General features: G+C 64.0%; 15 protein-coding genes, 1 tRNA gene and 3 pseudogenes. 8 read left to right on the top strand and 11 right to left on the bottom strand.

Features of this window, described 5'->3' with window-relative positions; all coding sequences use genetic code 11:
• Positions 1 to 21 precede the first annotated feature (21 nt).
• Both GEV06_23785 and GEV06_23780 read left to right on the top strand, forming a co-directional pair.
• Positions 22 to 903 carry a hypothetical protein gene (locus GEV06_23785; protein MPZ20895.1) on the top strand — a complete coding sequence of 294 codons (882 nt, stop codon included), beginning with the start codon at positions 22 to 24 and terminating at the stop codon, positions 901 to 903.
• A 149-nt stretch (positions 904 to 1052) separates the two neighbouring features.
• The gene (locus GEV06_23780; GenBank protein MPZ20894.1) at positions 1053 to 4313 is read left to right on the top strand and encodes an amidohydrolase family protein; all 3261 of its coding nucleotides are present in this window, start codon (positions 1053 to 1055) and stop codon (positions 4311 to 4313) included.
• 240 nt (positions 4314 to 4553) lie between these two features.
• On the opposite strand, the pseudogene GEV06_23775 reads toward GEV06_23780, so the two are convergent.
• Positions 4554 to 5375, bottom strand: a pseudogene (locus GEV06_23775) (helix-turn-helix domain-containing protein).
• A gap of 297 nt (positions 5376 to 5672) precedes the next feature.
• Here GEV06_23775 and GEV06_23770 point away from each other — a divergent pair.
• The 3 genes and pseudogenes from GEV06_23770 to GEV06_23760 all read left to right on the top strand — a co-directional run bounded on the left by GEV06_23770 (position 5673) and on the right by GEV06_23760 (position 7459).
• A pseudogene (locus tag GEV06_23770) lies at positions 5673 to 5957 on the top strand (histidinol dehydrogenase).
• Between the two features lie 71 nt (positions 5958 to 6028).
• A pseudogene (locus GEV06_23765) lies at positions 6029 to 6220 on the top strand (GntP family permease).
• A 12-nt stretch (positions 6221 to 6232) separates the two neighbouring features.
• Entirely contained in the window at positions 6233 to 7459 is a 1227-nt protein-coding gene (locus GEV06_23760; protein MPZ20893.1) for a hypothetical protein, read from the top strand.
• Between the two features lie 61 nt (positions 7460 to 7520).
• Here the strand turns inward: GEV06_23760 and GEV06_23755 are convergent, their stop codons facing one another.
• The 4 genes from GEV06_23755 to GEV06_23740 all read right to left on the bottom strand — a co-directional run bounded on the left by GEV06_23755 (position 7521) and on the right by GEV06_23740 (position 14960).
• A complete protein-coding gene (locus GEV06_23755) occupies positions 7521 to 10313 on the bottom strand; it encodes a hypothetical protein (GenBank protein ID MPZ20892.1) in 2793 nt (930 codons plus the stop codon).
• A 15-nt stretch (positions 10314 to 10328) separates the two neighbouring features.
• Complete coding sequence (locus GEV06_23750) at positions 10329 to 11240, bottom strand: hypothetical protein (GenBank protein ID MPZ20891.1); 912 nt, start codon at positions 11238 to 11240, stop codon at positions 10329 to 10331.
• A gap of 133 nt (positions 11241 to 11373) precedes the next feature.
• Entirely contained in the window at positions 11374 to 14469 is a 3096-nt protein-coding gene (locus GEV06_23745) for a TonB-dependent receptor plug domain-containing protein (protein MPZ20890.1), read from the bottom strand.
• Positions 14470 to 14546: 77 nt separating this feature from the next.
• A complete protein-coding gene (locus tag GEV06_23740) occupies positions 14547 to 14960 on the bottom strand; it encodes a hypothetical protein (GenBank protein ID MPZ20889.1) in 414 nt (137 codons plus the stop codon).
• Positions 14961 to 15200: 240 nt separating this feature from the next.
• Between GEV06_23740 and GEV06_23735 the strand changes: the two genes are divergently transcribed.
• Both GEV06_23735 and GEV06_23730 read left to right on the top strand, forming a co-directional pair.
• Positions 15201 to 15590: a hypothetical protein gene (locus GEV06_23735; GenBank protein ID MPZ20888.1), complete on the top strand. Its 390-nt coding sequence runs from the start codon at positions 15201 to 15203 to the stop codon at positions 15588 to 15590.
• A 79-nt stretch (positions 15591 to 15669) separates the two neighbouring features.
• Positions 15670 to 17931 carry a Tat pathway signal protein gene (locus tag GEV06_23730; protein MPZ20887.1) on the top strand — a complete coding sequence of 754 codons (2262 nt, stop codon included), beginning with the start codon at positions 15670 to 15672 and terminating at the stop codon, positions 17929 to 17931.
• Positions 17932 to 17975: 44 nt separating this feature from the next.
• Here GEV06_23730 and GEV06_23725 read toward each other — a convergent pair whose 3' ends face one another.
• From GEV06_23725 to GEV06_23700, 6 genes are all read right to left on the bottom strand, one after another.
• Positions 17976 to 18794, bottom strand: coding sequence for a helix-turn-helix domain-containing protein (locus tag GEV06_23725; GenBank protein MPZ20886.1), 819 nt, complete (start codon positions 18792 to 18794; stop codon positions 17976 to 17978).
• Between the two features lie 222 nt (positions 18795 to 19016).
• Positions 19017 to 19325, bottom strand: a complete 309-nt coding sequence (locus tag GEV06_23720; protein MPZ20885.1) for a HigA family addiction module antidote protein — start codon at positions 19323 to 19325, stop codon at positions 19017 to 19019.
• 87 nt (positions 19326 to 19412) lie between these two features.
• Positions 19413 to 19661, bottom strand: coding sequence for a hypothetical protein (locus GEV06_23715; GenBank protein MPZ20884.1), 249 nt, complete (start codon positions 19659 to 19661; stop codon positions 19413 to 19415).
• 4 nt (positions 19662 to 19665) lie between these two features.
• Entirely contained in the window at positions 19666 to 20133 is a 468-nt protein-coding gene (locus GEV06_23710; protein ID MPZ20883.1) for a hypothetical protein, read from the bottom strand.
• 83 nt (positions 20134 to 20216) lie between these two features.
• Positions 20217 to 20291: transfer RNA gene (locus GEV06_23705), tRNA-Val, on the bottom strand.
• Between the two features lie 143 nt (positions 20292 to 20434).
• A complete protein-coding gene (locus tag GEV06_23700; protein MPZ20882.1) occupies positions 20435 to 21313 on the bottom strand; it encodes an FtsX-like permease family protein in 879 nt (292 codons plus the stop codon).
• A gap of 6 nt (positions 21314 to 21319) precedes the next feature.
• Between GEV06_23700 and GEV06_23695 the strand changes: the two genes are divergently transcribed.
• Positions 21320 to 21557, top strand: a 238-nt coding sequence (locus GEV06_23695) for a hypothetical protein (protein MPZ20881.1), incomplete at its 3' end; no start/stop codon positions are given.

The following is a 21557-nucleotide window of genomic DNA, read 5'->3' as shown; positions in this document are numbered from 1 at the left end:
CAGGAGCTCACCACGAACACCGTGGTGCAGATCGCCTATGTGGGCAATCGTGGGCACAAGCTCCGTCGGGACGAGAACATCAACTTCCTCGATCCGGAGCTCGGGATGCGACCCAACCCTGGCTTTGCCGACATCAGCATCGAAGGGAATACCGGTCGCTCCGAATATCACGCGCTCCAGGCCTCCTTCACGCGTCGCTTCGCCGATGGCGTTGCGCTCAACGTGAACTACACGTGGGGACATGCGTTGGACGATGTGCAAGATCAAACGCTGTATGGCGGACAGCCGCAGGACGGCGACGACCTCGCCGCCGAGTGGGGCAACAGCTCCGGCGACATCCGGCACAACCTCGTGTTCAATTTCATCTACGACTTGCCGTTCGGCCCAGACCGGCGGTTCGGCGGCGCCACGTCGGGGCTCGTCGCACACCTCATCGGAGGATGGCAGCTCAACGGCCTCGGCATCATCCGGACCGGCACGCCGTTCACTGTTGGGCTCGGCGGCAACTCGCGAGGCAATAACAACTTCACGAACCAACGGCCGGACCGCGTGGAAGGCGTATCGTCTCGGCCCGAGAACCGCACGATCGACAACTGGCTGAACCACGAGGCGTTCGCCGAGCCGGAGCCGGGCACGTTTGGCAACCTCGGACGCAACACGGAATATGGGCCCAACTTTGCGCAAGTAGATCTGTCGTTGATGAAGAACGCCACACTTGCGCCGTCGCGGACGTTCCAGCTCCGCGTCGAGGTCTTCAATGTCTTCAACCACCCGAACTTCGACAATCCCATGGCGCAGTTCCGCGACGAGGCGTCGTTCGGTCAGGCCTTGAACACGTTCGGCCGGACGATTGGGTTGGGCACGCCGCGCCAGGTGCAGTTCGCGTTGAAGTACATGTTCTAGCGGGCCGCGGCTTGGAGCCGCGCCCCCCGACGCTCACTCGACGCACCGAAACCTGACTCAACGAGTCAAGTTTTCGGTGCCTCAAGGGTTCTAGGCGCCTGGGCGAGGCGGCCCTACCGCAGGGATCAAGCCCGACCGCAGGGATCAAGATGAGGCGAGATGTGAAGACTAACCTGGTGCTCAAGATTGCATTGTTCGTGGCGGTCGCAGTCCACATTGCCGATGTCGGCGCTCATCCAAGTCAAGACGAAGAGCGGGAGAAGGCGAAGAAGCAGGAGGAGCGGCCAAGATCGCTGCCTTTGAAGCCGGAGCGCAAGATTACCTTTACGACAGACGAGGGCACCTGGATCTCCCTCGATGTGTCGCCCGACGGCAAGAGGATTGTCTTCGAGCTGCTCGGCGACCTGTACACGCTTCCCATCACCGGCGGTGAGGCGACGCGTATCACCAACGGCATGGCGTTCGACAGCCAGCCGCGATATTCGCCGGATGGCACGAAGGTCCTGTTCGTGAGCGATCGTGACGGCGCCGAGAACGTGTGGATCAGCGATGCCAGTGGTCGGAGTGCAAGGCGTGTCAGTGACGAGACGCGCACGGCGCTCGTCTCGCCAGCCTGGACGCCGGATGGCCAGTACATCGTGGCTTCCCGCGTCAAGGCACGCGGAGAGTCACACGAGCTCTGGCTGTACCACCGGGACGGCGGCAAGGGTGTCCGGCTGGCGAAGAGCAAGGAGCACGAGCGCCAGGATCGAGACGATGTGCGGAACTTTCTCGGTGCCGAGGTCTCGCGCGACGGGCGATTCATCTACTACGCAATGCGCCGCGGCGATTTCAGCTACAACGTGACGTTCCCCGTGTGGCAGCTCGGCCGGCTCGATCGGCAGACCGGGGAGCACGAGCCGATGACCAATCTCCAAGGAAGCGCGTTCCGGCCGCGACTCTCTCCCGACAATCGCTACTTGGTGTACGGCACGCGCCTCGATGCGCAGACCGGGCTGCGTGTGCGCGACTTGCAGACGGGCGACGAGCGCTGGCTGATCTATCCGGTCCAGCGGGACGATCAGGAATCGCGCGCCACGCGGGATGTGTTGCCTGGATACGGGTTCACGCCGGACGGGCGGTCGCTCGTCGTCAGCTTCGGCGGCAAGATCCAACGGGTCGACATGGCAACCGGGCGCGCGGCACCGGTTCCGTTCACGGCGAAAGTCGAGCAGGACCTCGGCCCGGACCTGACGCAGGAGTGGCGTGTCGAGACGGGCCCCGTCCAGCTGCGCCAGATTGCATCGCCTGTCGTCGCGCCAGGCGGACGCCGGCTCGCCTTCAGCGCTGCTAGCCGTGTCTGGGTGCAGGAGCTCCCGTCCGGCGAGCCGAGACGAGTGACGACCAGTGAGGATCCGCAGGAGTTCATGCCGGCGTGGTCTCGCGACGGCCAGTGGATCGCCTACGTGACCTGGAGCGCCGAGGGCGGGCATCTGTGGAAGGTCCCGGCGTCGGGTGGCTCGCCCGTTCAGTTGACGCGGCATCCCGGCTACTACCGCGACCCCGCCTGGTCGCCCGACGGCCGGCGGGTCGTCTTCGTCGCTGGCTCGCGCCAAGCGCGATTCGCACACGATCGCGATCCGGTGCTCGAGCTCCGTTGGATCTCCGCCGACGGCGGCGAGTCGTCTCGGATCGCGTCGGCGCGCGAGCGCACGCGGCCGCACTTTGCCGCCGAATCCGACCGCGTCTACGTGTCAGCCGTCGAGCCGTTCTCCTGGGTGAACGCGAAGGAAACGGAGGGACTGATCTCGATGCGCTTCGACGGCACGGACCGCCGGACGCATCTGAAGATCATGAGAGAAGGCGAGACGGAGGCGCGGCCGTCTGGGCCCATCATGATCGCACCGGACGGCCGGCGCGCTATCGTGTCCGTGCGGCGGCAGATCTACGTGGTGCCAGTGCCACGCGGTGGGGAAGAAGCACCGGTCGTCAACGTCGATGCGCCATCGCTCCCGGTTCGTCGGCTCACGGATTTGGGCGGCGATTTCATGGCCTGGTCGGCGGATGGTCAGGAGGTGACCTGGGCGCTCGGGGCCGTGTCCTTCCGACAGTCGCCGGAGGCGCCACAAGAGACGAAGCCCCAGGAGCTGGCGATCAAAATCGAGCTGCCGCGCGCGCAGCCATCCGGCTCCATCGTCCTGCGCGGTGCCCGCATCATCACGATGCGGGGTGACGAGGTCATAGACGAGGGCGAGGTCTTGATCACTGGCAATCGGATCGCCGCCGTTGGCCGGCGCGGCACGCTCGAGATTCCCGCCGGCGCCCACGTGGTGGATGTCGCCGGTAAGACCATCATGCCTGGCATCGTCGACGTCCATGCCCATTTCATCTATTGGCTGGACATGCCCACGGGCGTCCAGGATCGGAACGTCTGGCAGTTCCTGGCGAACCTGGCGTACGGTGTGACCACGACTCGTGATCCACAGACCGGCACGACCGACGTGTTCGACTACAGCGACCGTGTCGAGCTCGGAGAAACCATTGGGCCGCGCGTCTTCTCGACCGGACCCGGAGTGTTCTCCGATCTCGATTTCAAACGATACGAGGATGCCGATTCTGCCCTCCAACGGTATCAGCAGTACTACCGGACCAAGACGCTGAAGTCGTACATGGTCGGCGATCGCTATCAGCGGCAGTGGGTGGTGATGGCGGCGAACAAGCACGGCCTGATGCCAACGACGGAAGGCGGGCTCGATCTCAAGCTCAATCTCACGCACATGGCAGACGGGTTCTCCGGCAACGAGCACTCGCTCCCGATCGTTCCGCTCTACAAGGATGTGATCCAGCTCACGGCGCAGTCGGGCATCTTCTACACGCCGACGTTGCTGGTGCTCTACGGGGGGCCGTGGGCGGAGAATTACTACTATCAGACGGTGCCGATTCACGACGATCCCAAGGTTCGCCGATTCATCCCGCATCACGAGATCGACGCACGCGTGAAGCGCCGGCCGTGGTTTGCGGAAGGGGAGCACGCGTTCAGCCGGATCGCCCGGGCAGGTGCGGATATCCTGCACGCTGGCGGCCGCCTGTGTCTAGGGAGTCACGGACAGATTCAGGGAATCGGCGCGCACTTCGAGCTCTGGGCGCTGCACTCCGGCGGGTTGACGACACACGAGGCGCTGCAAGTGGCGACCATCAACGGCGCGCAGGCGATCGGCTTGGCCCAAGACCTTGGCTCGGTAGAGCCTGGCAAGCTGGCGGACCTCCTCGTCCTGGACGAAGACCCGCTGCAGGATATTCGAAACAGCCTCTCCATCACGCACGTGATGAAGAACGGCGAGCTCTTCGAAGGGGATACGCTGGATCAGGTCTGGCCCCAGCGGAAGAAGCTCAAGCCGCTCGACTTCTGGAAGGCGGATCCCACGCACTGAAAAAGGAACCGGGTACTCTATTCGGAGCGAAAAAGTTACCCGGTCCCAGGCTGAGGGAGATGACCAGTAGGATGAGGCTGTCACTTCGAGGAAGCGAGGTCACGGACGCGTCGGCGAGACATCCCTCCCGTGCGCCGATGGCGCCATGCCTCCACTATGGGGGCGTGATGTGACGACAGGGCGATCCGGTTGCGACGCGACGGCAAAAATTCGGGTACGGCCTTGTTTGGGGGCCCAATGTCAAGCTGGGAATCGCTCCTGGAGGCTATTTGCTCCGTTGGTGCGCATCGAGTCGCCAGCGTTGCTCCCTCGAAAGCTCAACGTGTTGGAGAGGTCCGCGGCCGCTCGCACGACCGCTGCGCTCAAGAATGAGATCCCCGTTGTCACGAGGCGGCTCGCCGGCCCAGTGATGCTGAGAGCAGCGACCACCTGACCAGTGTGGTCGCGCACCGGCGCGCCGACACAGCGAAGCCCTTCCTCGAACTCTTCGTTGTCGAACGCAAAGCCATCGTCGCGCGCCCGGCGAAGCACTGCGCGGAAACCATCCGGATCGGTGATCGTGTTCCGAGTGAACGCCCGCAGCCCGTAGCTGCGAATGAACTGTTCCACTTCTGCGTCGCGCGAAAACGCCAGGATGGCCTTGCCAATGGAAGTGCAGTGGGCCGGGGTCCGCTTGCCGACGGTCGCAGGCGTCCGCAGCGTGCGCGTGCTTTCAGCATGGGCGATCGACACGATGTCGCCCTGGCGAAGCACCCCGAGGTGGGCGGTTTCACCCGTTTCGGTGACGAGCCGTTCCAAGATGGGCCGAGCGCGCTCGACCATATCGACCTTGGCCACCACTTTGCTGCCCAACTCGAGGAGCTTGGGCCCAAGCACGAATCTGCCGCTGCGCCCGTTTCGCTGCACGTAGTCGCGTCCTTCGAGCACGGCGAGCAGGCGATGCAGTGTGCTCTTGTGGAGGCCAACGCTCCGAGTCAGCTCACTCAGCGCCATGCCGGATTCAGCGGCCGCTAGCGTGTCGAGAATCGAGAACACGCGATCCAAGACTTGAATCCGATAAATCGATGTTGACTGCACAGCGTTCCTCCGATCTCATGTCGCCGGTGTACCATAATGTGGCTCATCCGTCGGAATATGAAACAAAGCGAGCACGCCCGCGGCCCATTTCGTCGCTTGCAGCTCGCCCAGCGACTGAGCGCGAGCGCGTGTTGACAGGCAGTCGCCGGTAGGCTATCAATTATGCCACAGTTCACTACGTGGTCATCGTCTCATGATGTGAGGCGCTTGCTTGCTGGCGGTTAGCACAAGGGAGGCGCAGGTCCATGAAGGCATGCGCAGAGCTCGGCGACCGCGGCGAAGGCCCTGGTGGCCTTCGGTCTGGACGAGGTGCCGCCAGTGGACGTGCTGTGTGGTGCTGGTAACCGCTTCGTCGCCGAAGCCAAGCGGCAGCTCTTCGGCCGGTGCGGGATCGATCTGTTGGCTGGCCCGACAGAGATCATGGTCATTGCCGATGACGAAGCGGATCCCGCGCTGGTGGCCTGCGATCTACTGGGTCAAGCGGAGCACGATCCAAACAGCGGCGTCTGTCTCATCTGCTCGAGCGAGGCCTTTGCGCATCGCGCGATTGCTGAAGTGGAACAGCAGTAGGGCGGTCCTTTTCCTGCCGTGATCAGCAGGGCTGGAGCCCGCCCTCCATCCTCTCGTGGACATCTCCGGAGGTGCTGCATCGCGTCGCCGCAATGGCGAGTGGAGGCATGGACACGCTTCCGCACAACGGGGCCATCATTACCTTGCTGGCGGTCACCGGGCTGACGCATCGCCAGTCGTATCCAGATATCTTTGTCATGACGATCTTCAAGACGCTGGCCGTCTTCTTCGTCATTGGCCTCTATTACTCGTTCAGGTGACCAGGAGGGATCATGAGCCGCACATCTGAATTTGGCACTACCCGCCGCGCTTGGCTGCGCACGACCGCCACAGCGTCGGGGCTCCTCGCCGCGAAGGGCGTCTCGGCCTCTCAGGACGCTGCCGCGAGTCCACCGGCGCCTTCGGATGCGCCGAAGCTGAAGATCACCGACATCAAGCCGTACGTGCTGAAGACCGGGCAACTGCTGGTCGAGGTGTTCACCGATGGTGGCGTGACGGGCCTGGGTGAGTGCAGCCCCACGGTCAATCTCCAGGCGATGAGCGCCATCATCGACAACCAGATCAAGCGGATTGCCGTGGGCCGCAGCCCGTTCGACACCGAGCACATCTGGCAACGCGTGTACCAGGATCACTACAAGCATGGTCACCAGGGCGTCATGATGTTCGCGTTGGCCGGCGTCGATATCGCGTTGTGGGACATCATGGGAAAAGCGCTGGGCGTGCCCTGCCATGCGCTGATGGGCGGCAAGGTTCGGGACAAGGTTCCGTTGTACGCGAGCGCGATGCGCCAGCACCGTACGCCGAAGGAAGAGGTCGCTCATCTGAGGAAGTGGGTGGATCAGGGCTTCACGTCGGTCAAGGTTCATCCCTACGAGTTCTGGGCCTTCGACCAGGGAACCGACGATACGCTCGACGTCGTGAAGGCCGTCCGGTCGGAGTTCGGGCCTGACCTTCGGCTGTCCGTGGACCCGAACCACGCATACACGGTCCAGCGGGCGATCAAGATCGGCCGCGAGCTGCAGGAGCTCGGGGTCTGGATGTTCGAAGAGCCGATCGCTCCAGAGGATTACCCAGGCTACACGAAGGTGTGTGACGCGTTGGAGATTCCCATCGCTGCTGGTGAGGAGAGCTGCACGCGGTTTCAGCACCGCGATCTGATCGTCCACGGCAACATCGGGATCATCCAACCGGACGTCTCCAAATGTGGTGGCCTCACCGAGATCCGGAAAATCGGCGTGCTCGGAGGCATCTTCAATCGGCCGGTGATGACGCACAACACGCAGCCGACGATCTGCACGGCGGCCTCGTATCACTTCTGGGTCTCCGAGCCCATGTGTCTGTACGAGCAGGAATACAACTGCGAGGAGCACGCGCTACGCGACCGGTATCCACTGTTGAAGGAGCCGCTGAAGATCGAGAAGGGCTTTCTCACGCTGCCCGATACACCGGGGTTGAGTGTCGACGTCGATCGCAAGGTTCTGGAGCAGCTCATCGCGTAATAGCAGCGCTGAGCGGCGAGCCGGGTGGAAGTCAAGGGAATGAGCGCGGTGGGCAGCGTGGTTAAGTGCTGGTCTCTTGCGCGCGGGACCGCACCACGAAATACGGTTGGTTCGTCAGGGATGGCGCCAATCCTGGGTGGAGTGTCGCCTGCTCTGGGCCCTGCTTCAATTCGAAGTAGTACTGAATTGGATACGGCGAATCCGTGTAGCGACCGGGAACGACGGCCCGATAACGCTGGTCCTTGCCAGCCATTTCCGCCGTGATGTAACGCTCTGCCTGATGGACGTGGCGATAGTGGAGCAGCACGCTGCTCGGCGTTCCCTCTGCCTCTGGAGGCAACGAGAGCGTGATCTCCAGCGGCTGGCCGCGGTGAAGGCGCTCCGGTGGCGTGTGGCTGCAGGAGAACGAAGGGCGTTGTGGTCCGCGCGATACTTCGTCCAACACGCGGCGAAGCGCCTCCGGAGGAGCACCGCCTGCGCCGAGCCCCTCGAGCTTCTTCGCCATGTCGGCGATATCGCCATCCATCGCCGGGAGGCGGTCGAGCCAATGGCCTCGCAGGGATGGACGTTCGCCGATGGTGATGTCCGTTACATAGACGCCCTTGGCGCGTTCGGCGAGCTCGGCCCAGGCTGCGCGGGCGTCTCGATAGGCTTGCAGCGCACGCTCGAGGGCCGCACGGTCCTTGGTGCGCTCGTGAATCGCATACAGGGCCGCGCTCCGAAACTTCCTGGCAAAGAATCGGCCCAGACCGGCCTGGATGGCCACGTCGATTGCCATTCGCCGATATTCCGGGCTCTTGGTGTCCTGCGCTTGCGCATCGGCTTCTGCCAGACTCTTGGTGGCCGCCTCTGAAAGCTCGTCGAGCCAGCGCGCGACCTCCAGAGGCGAGTACTTGCCGCTTCGCTCGCCGGACACCAACTCGGCCGCGAAATCATCGATGCGAGAAAACAATTGTGGATCGAACGGGCTGACATTGCCGAAGACCTTGGGCTCTGGCGTATCGCCGTACGTGCGGTCCCTCTCAGCGTCGACAATCGGCTGGTTGTAGTAGACCTCGGGCCAGTACGTATTGTTGGCAGCCGAGGGCCCGTGAGCAGTGGTGATGATGGGGAGAATGCGGCTGGCGCTCGCGAGCGCGCTCTCCACTGCTGCTGCTCCGCCACCGAACCGATGACGAAGCGCTCGGCGGCACACCTCTGGATCGACATCCGGGTTGTACAGGTGACGTCCCCACACGCGATAGGAGGAGCGATATTTTTCCCAGTCCCAGCGTGGACTGAGCGACGTGTCGGCGTACGCGCAGCGGCTCGCCGCGGCGGCCCGTAAGCGGGCCGCCAACCAGCTCTGGTTTGTCGGGTCCCCGCGGGACCCGACGGGGGCGGAGGCGGCAATGCCGGAACCGCGGCGACCTTTGAAGGACAGCGGCTCGTGGATCTCCACGCCGTCACTACCGCAAAAGCTGAACGCACGTGAATAGGCCGCAGCAAAGGTTGGATCCCCCCACAGCAGGAGCCGCTGCGTTCCAGGCCAAATGCGGTGAATAACGCCGTGGCGGCGGTCCTCGCGCAGCAGGTCGCCGTACCCGTAGCGCAGAAACCGCCTGGAGCCGCTGCTGAGCGCAAAGAACTCGTCGTCGGTCTCCCTGGGCATCTCGAGCTCGCGAATCGCCGCTTGGTGGTACGGCATGCCCAAATGCTCCGCCCAATACTTCGGCGAGATCTTCACCGGCATGCCGGTGCCGAGGGCCACGTCGATCATCGACTGGTCCATGCCCTTGGCGTGCATGTCGATTTCCACCTTGCGGCCCGATCGGACGACGCCGTCGAAGACCGTCTTCCAAAAGGCGTAGCTGGCTTCGGGGACGCCGCTCTCGCCGTGGATCCGGAACGTCACGCCGCGAACGGCCGGACATGCCTCGAGGATCCGCGTCAGCGCGTCGCGGCAATAGGAGGCATGGTTGTCGGCCGTGAGACCCTCGATGATGTGGTTCGCATCCGGGCTCTCGCTCCACTCGTAGCCATGCGTCCAGATGCCCAACTGAAAGTGGATGCCGCGAAGTGCCGCTTCATCGCTGATGAACTTCAGCAGACCGAGATTCTCGTCACGCTCCTGGTCGGAGAGGTTGGTCGCGCGCACGTCGTAGCCGGGCACCGAGACCAAGAAGGGATAGACGAACAGAAAGTAGGCATCCGTGACGTTGCGCAGGAAGTCGTACCCGATGCCGAAGGAGAGATTGAAGCGGTTGAACCGCTCGCCCGCCAGCATGGTCAGGTAAGCGGGCCACATCTCGCGGTCGCGAAACCACGGCTTGTCCTCGACGTCGCTCACGAACAGCCGCGCGACGCTGCGAATGCGATTGGCGGGGCGTTCTATGACCGGTTGTGGGAGGCTCAGCGCGGTGGTCAGATCGGGGGCGTGCCGGACCCGGTCTGCCAGCTCCAGCAACGCATACACCTGGCCGCGGGCATCGTGAGCCGAGGCGAGCACGACGTCCCTGCCCATCGCCGTGCCAGCCACGAGCGCGACCGATTCCGCGGTAGACAACGCAGCCGCGCGGCCGTTGTCCAACACCTCGCGTGCCCTCGGAGACGAGGCGCCGGCCACCAGGATGCAGCGCTCCTCGGATGCGACCTGCTCGATCCGCTCGTGCAGGCGAACCGTGACGCCCCTCTCAACCAAGGCCTCATGAAGCTCGCCCAGCGCCCAGCGGGACGCGGCGGCAGCGGCGACGTCGTCTTCTGGGTCGGATACGAGAGCGAGCGAGTCCGTCCTGCCAAACCCGACACAGCTCACGCCTGCCAGGGCGCTGGTTGTGACGAGGAACTGTCTGCGATCGATCCTGGTCAACGCCATCGGAAAGTCCTGGTGTCAAGATCCGTTCTGCGCCTTCAGCAAGAAGATGCCGTAACCCACACCCGCGGCGTCCTTGCTGCGTGCCGACTGGAAGGCAATGGTCGTGCCGTCCGGGCTCACCACCGGGTTGGACGCCTTGTACCCTTCGTACTCGCCCCAGCGGGTCATTCGCACGTAATCGGTGCTCTTGGGCTCGAGCTTCAGCTTCCAGATGTCGATGTGGTTGGAGTCTTGCTGCGCTTGCTCCCGACTCGATTCGACGAGCGTGTGCTCGCCATCCGGAAAGATCCCCTCGACCTCGTTGTACTCGTCTTGAACCTCGAGGTAGGTCGTGACCTCGCGCGTCTTCAAGTCGATTCCAAAGATGTCGGCGTAGGGGGAGCGATAGCAGGTGTAGACCAGCTCCGTGTCGTTCTCGCGGAAGTCCTGCGCTTCGAGCGTGCACTCGGGCGCTTTCGCGCGAAGGATCTCCTGCTTGTTCGCCAGCGTGGGCTGTTCTCCTTCGTACACGATGTCGGCGGTGTAGATGATTGACTCGCCTTTGGGAATCAGGTCCGGGTACTGGCCGTGCGTGTTCGACCAGGCGATCTTCGGCGTCTTCCGTGAGATGGCCACTCCTTCCGAGATCTTGTGCTCCAGCGGCACGGGACGACCGTCGCCATCCGCCTTCAAGATCCACATCTCCTGGTCGCGGGAGCGCGTACTGCGGATGTCGGTGAAGCTCTTCGCGCCGATGAGGAAGAAATCACCGTTCGGCAAGTACTGGACACGCAAGAAGCCGGCGTTCGCATAATGTGTGAGCAGCCGGATCATCTTCGTCTCGACGTCGACAACGAACGCGTCACCAAAGCTCTTTTCCATGAACGCAATCCGTTTGCCGTCAGGTGACCAGGAGGCGCGCTCGCCGAACGCGGTGAGCTGCGTGATGTTCGGCGGCAGGTTCTCCTCCGGGTTGCCTTGCTTCTGACCCTGTCCCATGAGCGTCGTGGCGCCCGCCACCACGACGATCAGAGCGCCAATCACGCGTTGCCAAGACATCTGCATGGTCTCCATGGGCACCTCAGAAGGTTAGTCGCGCGCCGATCTGAATCTGGCGCGGCGATCCCGCACTTCGGATCTGACCGAACGTGCTCGAGGTCACGCTCGTCGAGATTCCGCCGTAGTTCGGGTGGTTGAACGCATTGAAGGCATCCGCTCGCAGCTGGAGCCGCATATTCCCGGGGAGGTCGAGGCTCTTCGCGACCGTCAAATCGACCGTCCATGAGCTCGGATCCCGCACCAGGTCGAGCGGCACGTTGCCCGGCCGGACCGTCACTTGGGAGTCAGGGTGTAGTGGCACCAGCGCGAACGCATCGGGCTTCAAATACTGCCGCGTCTCGCGCCAGCCGGGGAGGACCGGGTCGCCGCCGACGTAGTCGGGCCGACTGTTCGGGATCGCCGACGACTGCGTGATGCGCAGCGGTTCCCCCGACCGGTACGAGTAGATCCCGGCGATCTGCCAGCCGCCAAGGATGTGGGTGAGGAACCGGCTTTCGTGCGAGAAGGGGACTTCCAGCACAAAGTCAGCGCTGATCCGATGGCGCGCATCCGAGACAAGTGGACCGCGATCCGCCTCAGGGTTCCAGAAGTCTTGCGTGTACTCCGGGTAATCTCCCTGGTAGTAGGCACCGATGTCGCCGCCGCTGGTGGCCGTGCCGCCACCGTACGTGTAATGGACGTCAAAGGAATAGTGATTGGAGAAGCGCTTCCGCACGGACAGCTGCAGCGCGTTGTACTCGGACGTGTGGTTGTTGTCGACGTAGTAGCCGCCGGGCACCCCCAGATCCGGGTTAATGCGCCGCCCCGTCTCCCGGTCGATAGCCAGGGCGAATTGCCGCTGCAGGATCAGCTTCCGCCCGTCGACGCGCAGGTAGCCGATCTCAGCCATCAACGATGACCCGATCGCCCGCTGGACGTTCACCGTGCTCTGGATCGTGTACGGGTTCTGCAGGTTGGGATCGAGGAGCGAGAAGAAGGCGGGCTGACCACGGGCCTCTGCCTCACGCTCGACGATCTCTCGCATCTCATCGTTGTACGCGGGCCACCGGAGCCCTTGCTCCGCCGCCTCCGCGAGCCCCCACGAGACCCGAAAGGGCACCAGCGGGTGGGCGGCACCCTGCCGTACCATGCCGGGCATCTGCGGGCTGAACAGGACGCCGGAGCCGGCGCGCAACACGGTGTCGCTCTGGTCGTCGATGGTCCAGACGATGCCCGCGCGCGGGCCGAGGTTCACCCAGCGGTCCGGCTCGTAAGGCTTGTCGGGCGGCCGTGCCGCGCCGAAGTCCATCAACCGCAGGTCGGACGGTGGCTCCAGATTCACGATTTCCACCGGGACCGCGCCGGTCGGCTGCAGTTGTACGACACCGTAGTAGTCGTAGCGCATGCCGAGGTTAAGGACGAGCCGGTTGCTCACGCGCCAGTCGTCCTGGATGAAGCCGCCGAGCTCGTCCATGTGGGACTTGTGGGGCGGCGAGCCGAACGTCGGGCGCACCTGGTTCGGGATGTTGGCCAGCAGATCCGCCTTGCTCTGAAACCCGAAGACCGGGTTCTCGGGATTGCTCCGGCCGCCCGTTTGCCGCATCCATCGGACACCGAACTTCAGCAGGTGATTCCCCATGGCGCGACTGATCTTCTGGTCGACGCTGTAAGCCGTTCCCTCCATATCCCAGACTTCCGTGGTTGGAGTCGAGAAGAGCCCTCCGACGGAGATGAGACCCATCCGTCTGCCCCACAGGTTCGTCTCAGGCGTCGTCGGATCCTGCACCTCGAAGAACCGATCGAGCCGCTCCATGTCGCTACGGTTGTAGCCGAAGCGGCTTTCCGAGACCCAGTTCCGGAACGTATGAACGAAGGTGGCTGCCACGCGGTCCTGCTCGTGCAGGAAGACGCGATCGTTCGCCCCGTCGGTGTGGATGCTGGGGATCAGCGAAAAGGGCCGCATCCGTGTGTAGGTGACCGAGAGGCGGCCGCCCCCGAACATCAGGGCGTCCCCCTTGGCAACGACATGATTCTCCCGGCGCTCCCGGTTGCGGGCGGCGACGAAGAAGCCGACGTCCTCGTTGATTGGCTCGGTCGGTGGCGGCAGCGTGTCCAACACGATCTGCGTTTCGGGGAATGGCAGGGCCGCGAGGATCTGCTCCCTTAACTCCGGTGTCGGCACGTCGCCCTGCACGCGCGTGCCTGCCTCTTCCCGATATCCCTCGTAGGTGCCGAAGAAGAAAGCCCGGTTGCGGAGGATCGGACCACCGAGCGATCCACCGAACTGGTTGAACCTCACAGGCGGCTTCGGTTCGTCGCGGGACAGGAACACATCGCGGGCGTTCAGCGACTCGCCGATATAGTTCTCGAAGATCGACCCGTGGAACGTGTTGGTGCCAGAGCGGCTGATCAGGTTCACCTGCCCGCCAACGACGCCGCCGTACTCGGCCGGCATGACTCCCTTGACAAGCTGCACCTCCTGCACCGCCTCGATGCTCATGATGTCGATGTAGTTTTCCCCACCGTATTGCGAGATGCCGCGACCTTCCGGGTTCGAATTTGCATCGGTGCCGTCCACGGTGATGCCCGCACCGTGCTTCCCCACACCGTTGAACCGCACGCCGCGGTGCCCACCGGTAGGGTCGACACCTGGCGCCAGCCGGAGCAAGCCCGTGACATTCCGCCGGCTGGACGGCAGCTCAGTCACCTGCTGTGGGCCGATCGTTTCGAGCTGCTCGGACGAGGCCGTGTTCAGGAGCGGGGCGACGCCTTCCACCGTCACGTCTTCGGCGATCTCGCCAAGCGCGAGCTTATAGGTCTGGCGCACGGTCTGTGCGCCAGCGAGCGAGAGGCCCGTCTGCACCTGCGTCCGGAATCCTTGGAGCTCGATCCTGACCGTGTACGAGCCGACCGGCAACGCGCTGAGCGCGAACTCGCCGCTCTCGTTCGTGACGGTCGTCCGGGTCATGGCGGTTCCATCGTGGGTGACGGTGACCGTCGCACCGGGCAGCACTGATCCGCTGTCATCGACGACAATGCCGTAGAGGGTTGCGGTGGTGACTTGAGCCGCCGCGGGGCCGGCCAGTAGCAGGAGACCGGCCGTGACCCACGTCACGCGTTGAAGCACAGAACGTCGCATGGCATCACCTCGTCTAGCAAGAGTTGCAAATCCGGGTCTCGCCGCCTGCGATGGAGCCCAAACTCGACGACCAATCCTCACCGCTTCGAGGAGGCGCTCTCCCTCGTGCCGCTGCCCCCGTTCGGCGCGTGCAGGTCGACGACGACGTACGGCGTCTCGATCTCGAGATCCGGAGAGATCCGGCCGTTCCCGTAGGTATCGAACGCCTCGATGTAGTACATGAAGTCCCAACGACGATCGAGATCCGCGCCGGGCACTTCCGCCTGGTATTCGTCCGAACGGCCGCGCAAGCGCTTGCTCACCGCTGGACTCTCAGCCCCTTGGCCTCGAGCGCACCGCTGAGCGCTGTGGTCGACGGGAGGGGGGAGCGCCGAATCGATGACAATCGTGACCTCGCCGCGCGGCACAGGTGGCTGCGCCTCGACGACGAGCAGCGGAGCGAGTGTGCATGCACACAGCAGCGCCGTTCGGAGCCTGAATGGAGGCCGCATCGCCCGAGCATCAAGGAACTACGCGCGGCAATGAGTCGCGTAGCCGGATTCTCGAATCTGCCCTATCAGGTGTCAAGGTCATTGTGGGGATGTCGCGTCGCGTGCGACAGCGACGACCACGCACTTGACGCGCTGCGCAGGACAGTTAGGCTGCGCCTTACCGCATCGTGTACTTGGGGCGAACGAGGCGCCATGGCGCCAGGCCCGACAGCTGCAGTGTCGACAACAGGAGAGAGAGCCGTGAGGCATGGCAAACGTTCACATCATGCGTGGCTCGATACGGCCACCGCGTGTGTCGGCATCGTTCTCTTCTCGATCGTCACGCTTCGAGCCCAGTTCGACACGGGCCAGATATCGGGCTTCGTTCGAGACAGTGAAGGCCTCGTCACTCCGGGGGCGAGCGTTACGGCCACCAACGAGGGCACGGGCCAACAGAGCGTCGCGGTCAGCAACGACGGTTGGTCCAGACCCACAGGCTCGACTTCCGGTGGGCGGTGGGAGGTGTTCAACGTGCTGAATCACCAGACGCTCGGCTCGGCCAACAGCAATCCGACCAGTGGCTCCTTCGGGCCGGTGACGAGCAAGACAGGTAACCGCACCATGCAGGTCGTGCTTCAGTACGGCTTCTAGGGTGGATCACGGATCAGGGATCAAGGGGATCAAGGGGGGAAGGGCGTCCATGGGGCAAGAGGCGCGAGACCAAGCAGACATGAGTCACGGTGAATCGCGGCGGGAGTTTCTCAAGAGGGCCGCTGTGAGTCCCATTGCGGTGAGTCTCGTCGGCGCTGACCTCAGCGAGGGCCGCGTGCCGGCGGGGACACAGAGAGACGAGGATTCACCCTGGTACCGGCAGACGTATCGTTGGGGACAGACCAACATCAATGAGAAGGATCCAAGTCGGTACGACATCAAGTGGTGGCGGGAGTACTGGAGGCGGACACAGACGCAGGGTGTGGTGATCAATGCCGGCGGAATCGTTGCTTATTATCCGAGCAAGCTTCCGCTGCATCACCAGGCGCAATTCCTCAACGGCCGCGATCTCTACGGTGAGCTCACGCGCGCGGCTCACGAGGATGGCCTGGTGGTGTTCGCTCGCATGGATTCCAACCGCGCCCACGAGCCGTTGTACAAGGCGCACGCAGACTGGTTCGCGGTGGATGCCGAGGGCCAGCCCTATCGTGCCGAGGAGCTCTACGTCACCTGCATCAATGGCCCGTACTATGAGCAGTACATTCCCGACGTCATGCGCGAGATCATCGCGTGGGAAGAGCCAGACGGCTTCACCGACAACAGTTGGAGCGGCCTGGGCCGCGATAGCATCTGCTACTGCACCAACTGCCAGCGCAGGTTTCGCGAGCTGAGCGGCGCGGATCTTCCGCGTCGGGCGGATTGGGACGACCCGGCCTATCGCCAGTGGATCGAGTGGGGTTATCGGCGCCGGCTGGAGATCTGGGATCTCAACAACCGGACCACGAGAGCCGCGGGAGGCCCCGATTGCATCTGGGCCGGAATGATCAGCGGGCACGTCGTCTCTTCCGCGTCACGCTTCCGCGACATGAAAGAGCTCTGCAGCCGAGCGGAGATCGTGATGTTGGACCAGCAGACGCGCGGCGGCGGGGGGTTCCAGATCAACGGCGAGACGGGCAAGCGGATTCATGGGCTGCTCGGCTGGGACAAGCTCTCGCCGGAGAGCATGGCCACCTACGGTCCGCGCAAGGCTGCGCGGCCGATCCCGGAAGTCCGCATGTGGATGGTGGAAGGGTTCGCGGGAACCATTCAACCCTGGTGGCACCACGTAGGCGCTTACCAGGAAGACCGGCGCCAGTTCGAAGTGGTGGAGCCGGTCTACCGCTGGTATGCGGCCAATCAGGAGTACCTCGTGAACCGCGAGCCGGTGGCCACCGTCGGCGTTGTCTGGTCTCAGCGCAATGTCGACTACTACGGCCGCGATGACGCCATGGTGCGTGCGTGGTCGCCCTACCGCGGCATGACCGAGGCGCTCATTCGTGCGCGCATTCCTTTCTTGCCGCTGCATGCTGATCACATCGAGCGAGATTCCGGACAGTTCTCTGTACTCATCCTCCCCAACGTGGCGGCGATGTCCGATGCGCAGGCAGACGCGGTCCGCCGCTTCGTGGCCGATGGGGGATCGCTCATCGCCACCGCTGAGACCAGCTTGTACGACGAGCAGGGAGAGCAACGTCCCGACTTCGCTCTGGCCGATCTCTTCTCGGCGAGCTATACCGGAAAGCGCCATGGACCGGAGCAGTTGACGCAGTCCGACCACAGCTACCTGCGGCTCGTCCCGGACGTGGGACAGGAGGTGGATGGCCCGCGCTCGGGGGAGGAGCGGCAACGTTCGGCGCCGCGGCATGCTGTGTTGAACGGCTTCGAGAAGACGAACATCCTGGCGTTCGGCGGCCTGCTGCTCGACGTGAAGGCGCGTGCCGACGCGACGGTGCCAGTAACGCTGATACCGGACTTCCCCGTGTATCCGCCGGAGACCTCCTGGATGAGGACCCCGCGCACCGACACGCCGGCGCTCGTGATCGGTACCCGGAACGATGCCCGCATCGCATACCTACCCGCGGACATCGACCGCCGCTTCGACCAGGACAACGCTCCTGATCATGGTGGCCTGCTCGCGAACCTGGTGCGCTGGGCCGCAGGCGATGCCATCCCACTGGAGGTTCAAGGGCCGGGCTTGATTGACTGTCACCTGTATCGGCAGCCGCAGCGGCTGATTCTGCACCTGGTCAACCTTACGAGCGCCGGGACCTGGCGGTCGCCGGTCCATGAGCTCACACCGGTCGGTCCGCTGAGCGTGACCGTGAAGCTTCCCGAAGGGGTGCGCGGTGAGCAGCTGCGCCTGACGGTCTCTGGGGCGTCCGTCACGCCGGCACGCCGGAATGGGGCGGTGCGCTTCGAGATCAAGACCATCAGCGACCACGAGGTCGTGGTCGTGGAGTAGTGCGCTGGCGGTAGGAAGGCGGGGGGGTCGGTACCACCGCCTCGCTACGTGCTACGGATGGTAAAGTCCCCGATGGACGGTCGTTCGCCGTTGTTGCCGAGATCGACTGACAAACCGCGCGCCGCCGTCATGACGGCCCTCACGAACGCGGCGAGGCGCTCATTGTTCAAATGGGAGGCGGGCGCCGCAACGCTGATCGATGCAATGACCTGGCCGGTGTGATCGTGCACCGGCGCGCCGACACAGCGTAGACCTTCTTCGATCTCCTCGTTGTCGATGGCGAAGCCGCGCTCGCGGACACGCATCAGCTCCGTCTTGAGGGCGGACCCGGTGGTCAGAGTACGACTGGTGTAGGGCCGAAGAGCGAGCCGTGCGGTCAGCGCGTCCAGCATGGTATCGGGCAGGAACGCCATCAGCGCCTTCCCAACCGACGTGCAGTGCGTGGGCGTCCGTCGTCCGATCGTGGCCGGGATGCGCACGCGGCGCGGACCTACCACCTGCGCGATGGACAACATCTCCGTGCCGTCGAGGATGCAGAGGTGTGCATCCTCACCGGTCTGCTGCACGAGCCTGTAGAGAAACGGCTCGGCGTGGTCGCGGAGCTCGAGCTGGGCGCTGGCTCTGTTTCCCAGCGTGAAGAGCTTCATGCCGAGGCTGTATTTGCCGCGCGTGGCGCTGCGTCTCACCAATCCGTGACACTCGAGGACCGTGAGAATCCGATGAATGGTGCTGCGGTGAAGCGCGAGTCGCGCTGCCAGTGTGCCGGGCCCAAGCTCTCCGCCTGACTCGGCCAACAGATCGAGGATCTGGAGGCCACGACTCATGACCTGTGCACGATACGGCAGTGAGGTCGTGCGTCCCATGACGGCTCACCTATCTATTTGCGCACGTAGCGCACGCATCGAGGATTGCCAACGGGCCGTGAACGAGTGTCTTGCGGCGGAGAAATACTATGCCGCGCACACCCTCGGGATCAACGATGTCTCATGATGCGAGACCTGGGGTGAGGAGCGCGCCGAAGGACCACGCGACGAGTGCCGTGACGAGGGCCGTCCACTTCCGCGCTTCGGTGAGACCGGACGGCGCTAGGCCGCCTGGCTCCGCTCGCGCGCTTGCTGCAGGTCCCAATCGCTTTGCAGGCGGAGCCAGAACTCCGCGGACACCTCGAACGCGCGTTCGAGCTTCAGGGCCATGTCTGCTGAAATAGCGCGCTTGCCGCGAACGATCTGGTTCACGGTTTGGACTGGCACCCCGAGCCGGGTGGCCGCCGCCGTTTGCGTGAGCCCGAGCGGGTCGAGCACGTCATGGCGCAGGATGTTGCCGGGCTGCACCGCACGCACGAGTACGGGCTTACCCGTGGTCGTGGTAGTCCTCGACTTTGACTTCGTAGGCATCGCCGTGCTCCCAGCGGAATGTGACGCGGTACTGGTCAAACGTTAAAAACGCTGATCCTAGCCGCTACCTCAGTGGGTCGGGGGACGTCACTTTAGCAGCCCAGGAAAGAATTGATTCACACAGCTCGGATCGAGCTGAAGATGACGGATCATGCGGCGAACATGGCCGCGCTCGATCTCCGGGTTGTGCCGTGGGCCGTGCGCGCCCAGTGGGAGTGTCGCGTAGGTACGTTGCTGATAGCAGATCCGGTAATGGTGGACCGTCTCTGTGGCGGTATATCCAGGCGCGCAGGCATCGAGCATCTCAAAGACACGCTTCAGGGGAACGAGCGCCACGGCGCTAGGCGGCCAGCGCCTGCTCGAACTCCGGGTCGTTATCGCGTGCCGTGAAGCTGTGGCGCATGAGCACCCGCACGCTGCGCGGAGACGCGGCCGGTTTCTGCGGAAGCCCTTCCGCTCGCACCTCGCCGGCGCGGACCGCCTCCACCGCGGCGAGCCAGTCTCGCTCTGCAGGTTCGTTGGTCTCGTCGAAGAAGCGCGCCACCTCGCGCCGGAAGGCGTCGAACGTCTCGGCCTCAGACGCCAAGTCGGCCAGGACATGCCGGAACCTCTCGCGGAAGGCCGCATGTGCCTCATCCGGTGAGCGTCCCGACGCGGCCATCCCACCAGGATTGACCCCTTCGAACCAGATCGCGCCGTCCTCTTCCTCGACCAGGGCGCGGCCGTTGGTAGCGACCACTTCCGCCACGTAGCCGTTACCAAAAACCAGGTCGCGGTAGGAGAACAGGAGCGGATAAGTGGGTGTCATGGATAGGAGCTTACGAGGGGCTCCACCTTCGCGTGGCTTGCCAACCGGAGCTCACGCTCTCGTTGGCAAGCGTGAGCGAAGGTTGGTGGGCACTGGTGGATTCGAACCACCGACCCCCGCCGTGTGAAGGCGATGCTCTACCACTGAGCCAAGTGCCCTATCTAGTGTTGCGTCCGCGGGAACCCGCTGTGAATCCCGTAGGAGCGGATCCGAAACATCGAGTGTAACGGATTCTCGGGCATTTGAGCAACTGGACGTCACGGCGCGGTTCGGCTCCGCCCAACACTCGGCCTTCATCTGCTCATGTATGACGTAGCGCCCGCATGGGGTCGACCCGCGCGGCCCGGTAAGCGGGCACCAGGGACGCCAGCAGCGCCAGGGTGCCGAAGAGCAGCGCAGCTGCCGCCAGTCCTATCGGATCGGTCGGCGTTGCTTCGAAGAGTAGCGCCGCGAGCGCTTGCCCCAGCAGCACGGCGACGCCCATCCCCAGCACCAAGCCGAGAAGGATCAGTCGAAATCCTTCACCCAGAATCAGCCGAAGGATTTCCTGCCGCTGAGCGCCGACTGCCATCCGTACAGCGATCTCTTTGGTGCGTGAGCCGACCGACAGGGAAAGCACCCCGTAGATCCCCACGAGCGCCAAGGCGGTTGCCACGAGGGCAAAGCCCGCCAGCAGGCGCACGGCGAATGTTCGAGGCGCCACCGACTCTCGGCGGATGTCCGCCATCGTCTTGATGTGCTCGACCGACGCCGTGGGCTCGACGGCATGGAGCGCACGTCTCGCCAGCGGGCCGAGAGCATGCGGATCGGACCTGGCGCGAAGGATCAGATGCTTGGAGAACGCGCCCATCTGCCAGAGCGGAAAATAAATCTCGGGCTCCGCGTGCTGGCTCAGGGCTTCCGTTCGAGTGTTGGTCACGAGGCCCACGATCTCGATTGTTTCATCGGTTGCGTCGGCGAAGCGCATCCTCCTTCCAATCGGGTTGGCGACGGCGAAGTAGCGCCGTGCCAGCGCGTCATTGATCACGGCAACACGGGGAGTGTCGTCATCATCGGAAGGACGAAAGCCGCGTCCGTCGATGAACGCGATTCCCATGGCGTCGAAGTACTCGGGGGTCACGGAACGCAAGGGTAATTGCAGTCGGTCACTAAGAAGGTGTTGACAAACTAATTCAGCCATGTTTGTATGAGCTACATCCCTTTTCAATGGAGGTGTGGCTTGGCTGCGACTGGTTCCTCCCGTGGACGTGGGCGTCCACCCAAGTTGATGCCGGAGCAGGCCGAAGCGCTGGTCCGGCTGGCGCGCGAGCACCCACGGCTGTCGCTGGATGACCTGACGTCGGCGTTTCGGCAGCAGAGCGGAGTCGTGATTTCGGCATTGACCGCGTGGAGGTATCTGCACAAGGCGGGCGTGCGCCGCCGCC

Source organism: Luteitalea sp., assembly GCA_009377605.1.
Lineage (GTDB): Bacteria > Acidobacteriota > Vicinamibacteria > Vicinamibacterales > Vicinamibacteraceae > WHTT01.
Note: the sequence above shows the minus strand (reverse complement) of the source record. Positions and strands in the feature narration are given on the sequence as shown.

Bases quoted from the DNA above. Each gene is read 5' to 3' on its own strand.
- GEV06_23780 (MPZ20894.1), top strand. From the start codon at position 1,053: ATGAGGCGAGATGTGAAGACTAACCTGGTGCTCAAGATTGCATTGTTC.
- GEV06_23725 (MPZ20886.1), bottom strand. From the start codon at position 18,794: ATGGGACGCACGACCTCACTGCCGTATCGTGCACAGGTCATGAGTCGT.
- GEV06_23730 (MPZ20887.1), top strand. From the start codon at position 15,670: ATGAGTCACGGTGAATCGCGGCGGGAGTTTCTCAAGAGGGCCGCTGTG.
- GEV06_23720 (MPZ20885.1), bottom strand. From the start codon at position 19,325: ATGCCTACGAAGTCAAAGTCGAGGACTACCACGACCACGGGTAAGCCC.
- GEV06_23745 (MPZ20890.1), bottom strand. From the start codon at position 14,469: ATGCGACGTTCTGTGCTTCAACGCGTGACGTGGGTCACGGCCGGTCTC.
- GEV06_23710 (MPZ20883.1), bottom strand. From the start codon at position 20,133: ATGACACCCACTTATCCGCTCCTGTTCTCCTACCGCGACCTGGTTTTT.
- GEV06_23700 (MPZ20882.1), bottom strand. From the start codon at position 21,313: ATGGCTGAATTAGTTTGTCAACACCTTCTTAGTGACCGACTGCAATTA.
- GEV06_23755 (MPZ20892.1), bottom strand. From the start codon at position 10,313: ATGGCGTTGACCAGGATCGATCGCAGACAGTTCCTCGTCACAACCAGC.
- GEV06_23740 (MPZ20889.1), bottom strand. From the start codon at position 14,960: ATGCGGCCTCCATTCAGGCTCCGAACGGCGCTGCTGTGTGCATGCACA.
- GEV06_23760 (MPZ20893.1), top strand. From the start codon at position 6,233: ATGAGCCGCACATCTGAATTTGGCACTACCCGCCGCGCTTGGCTGCGC.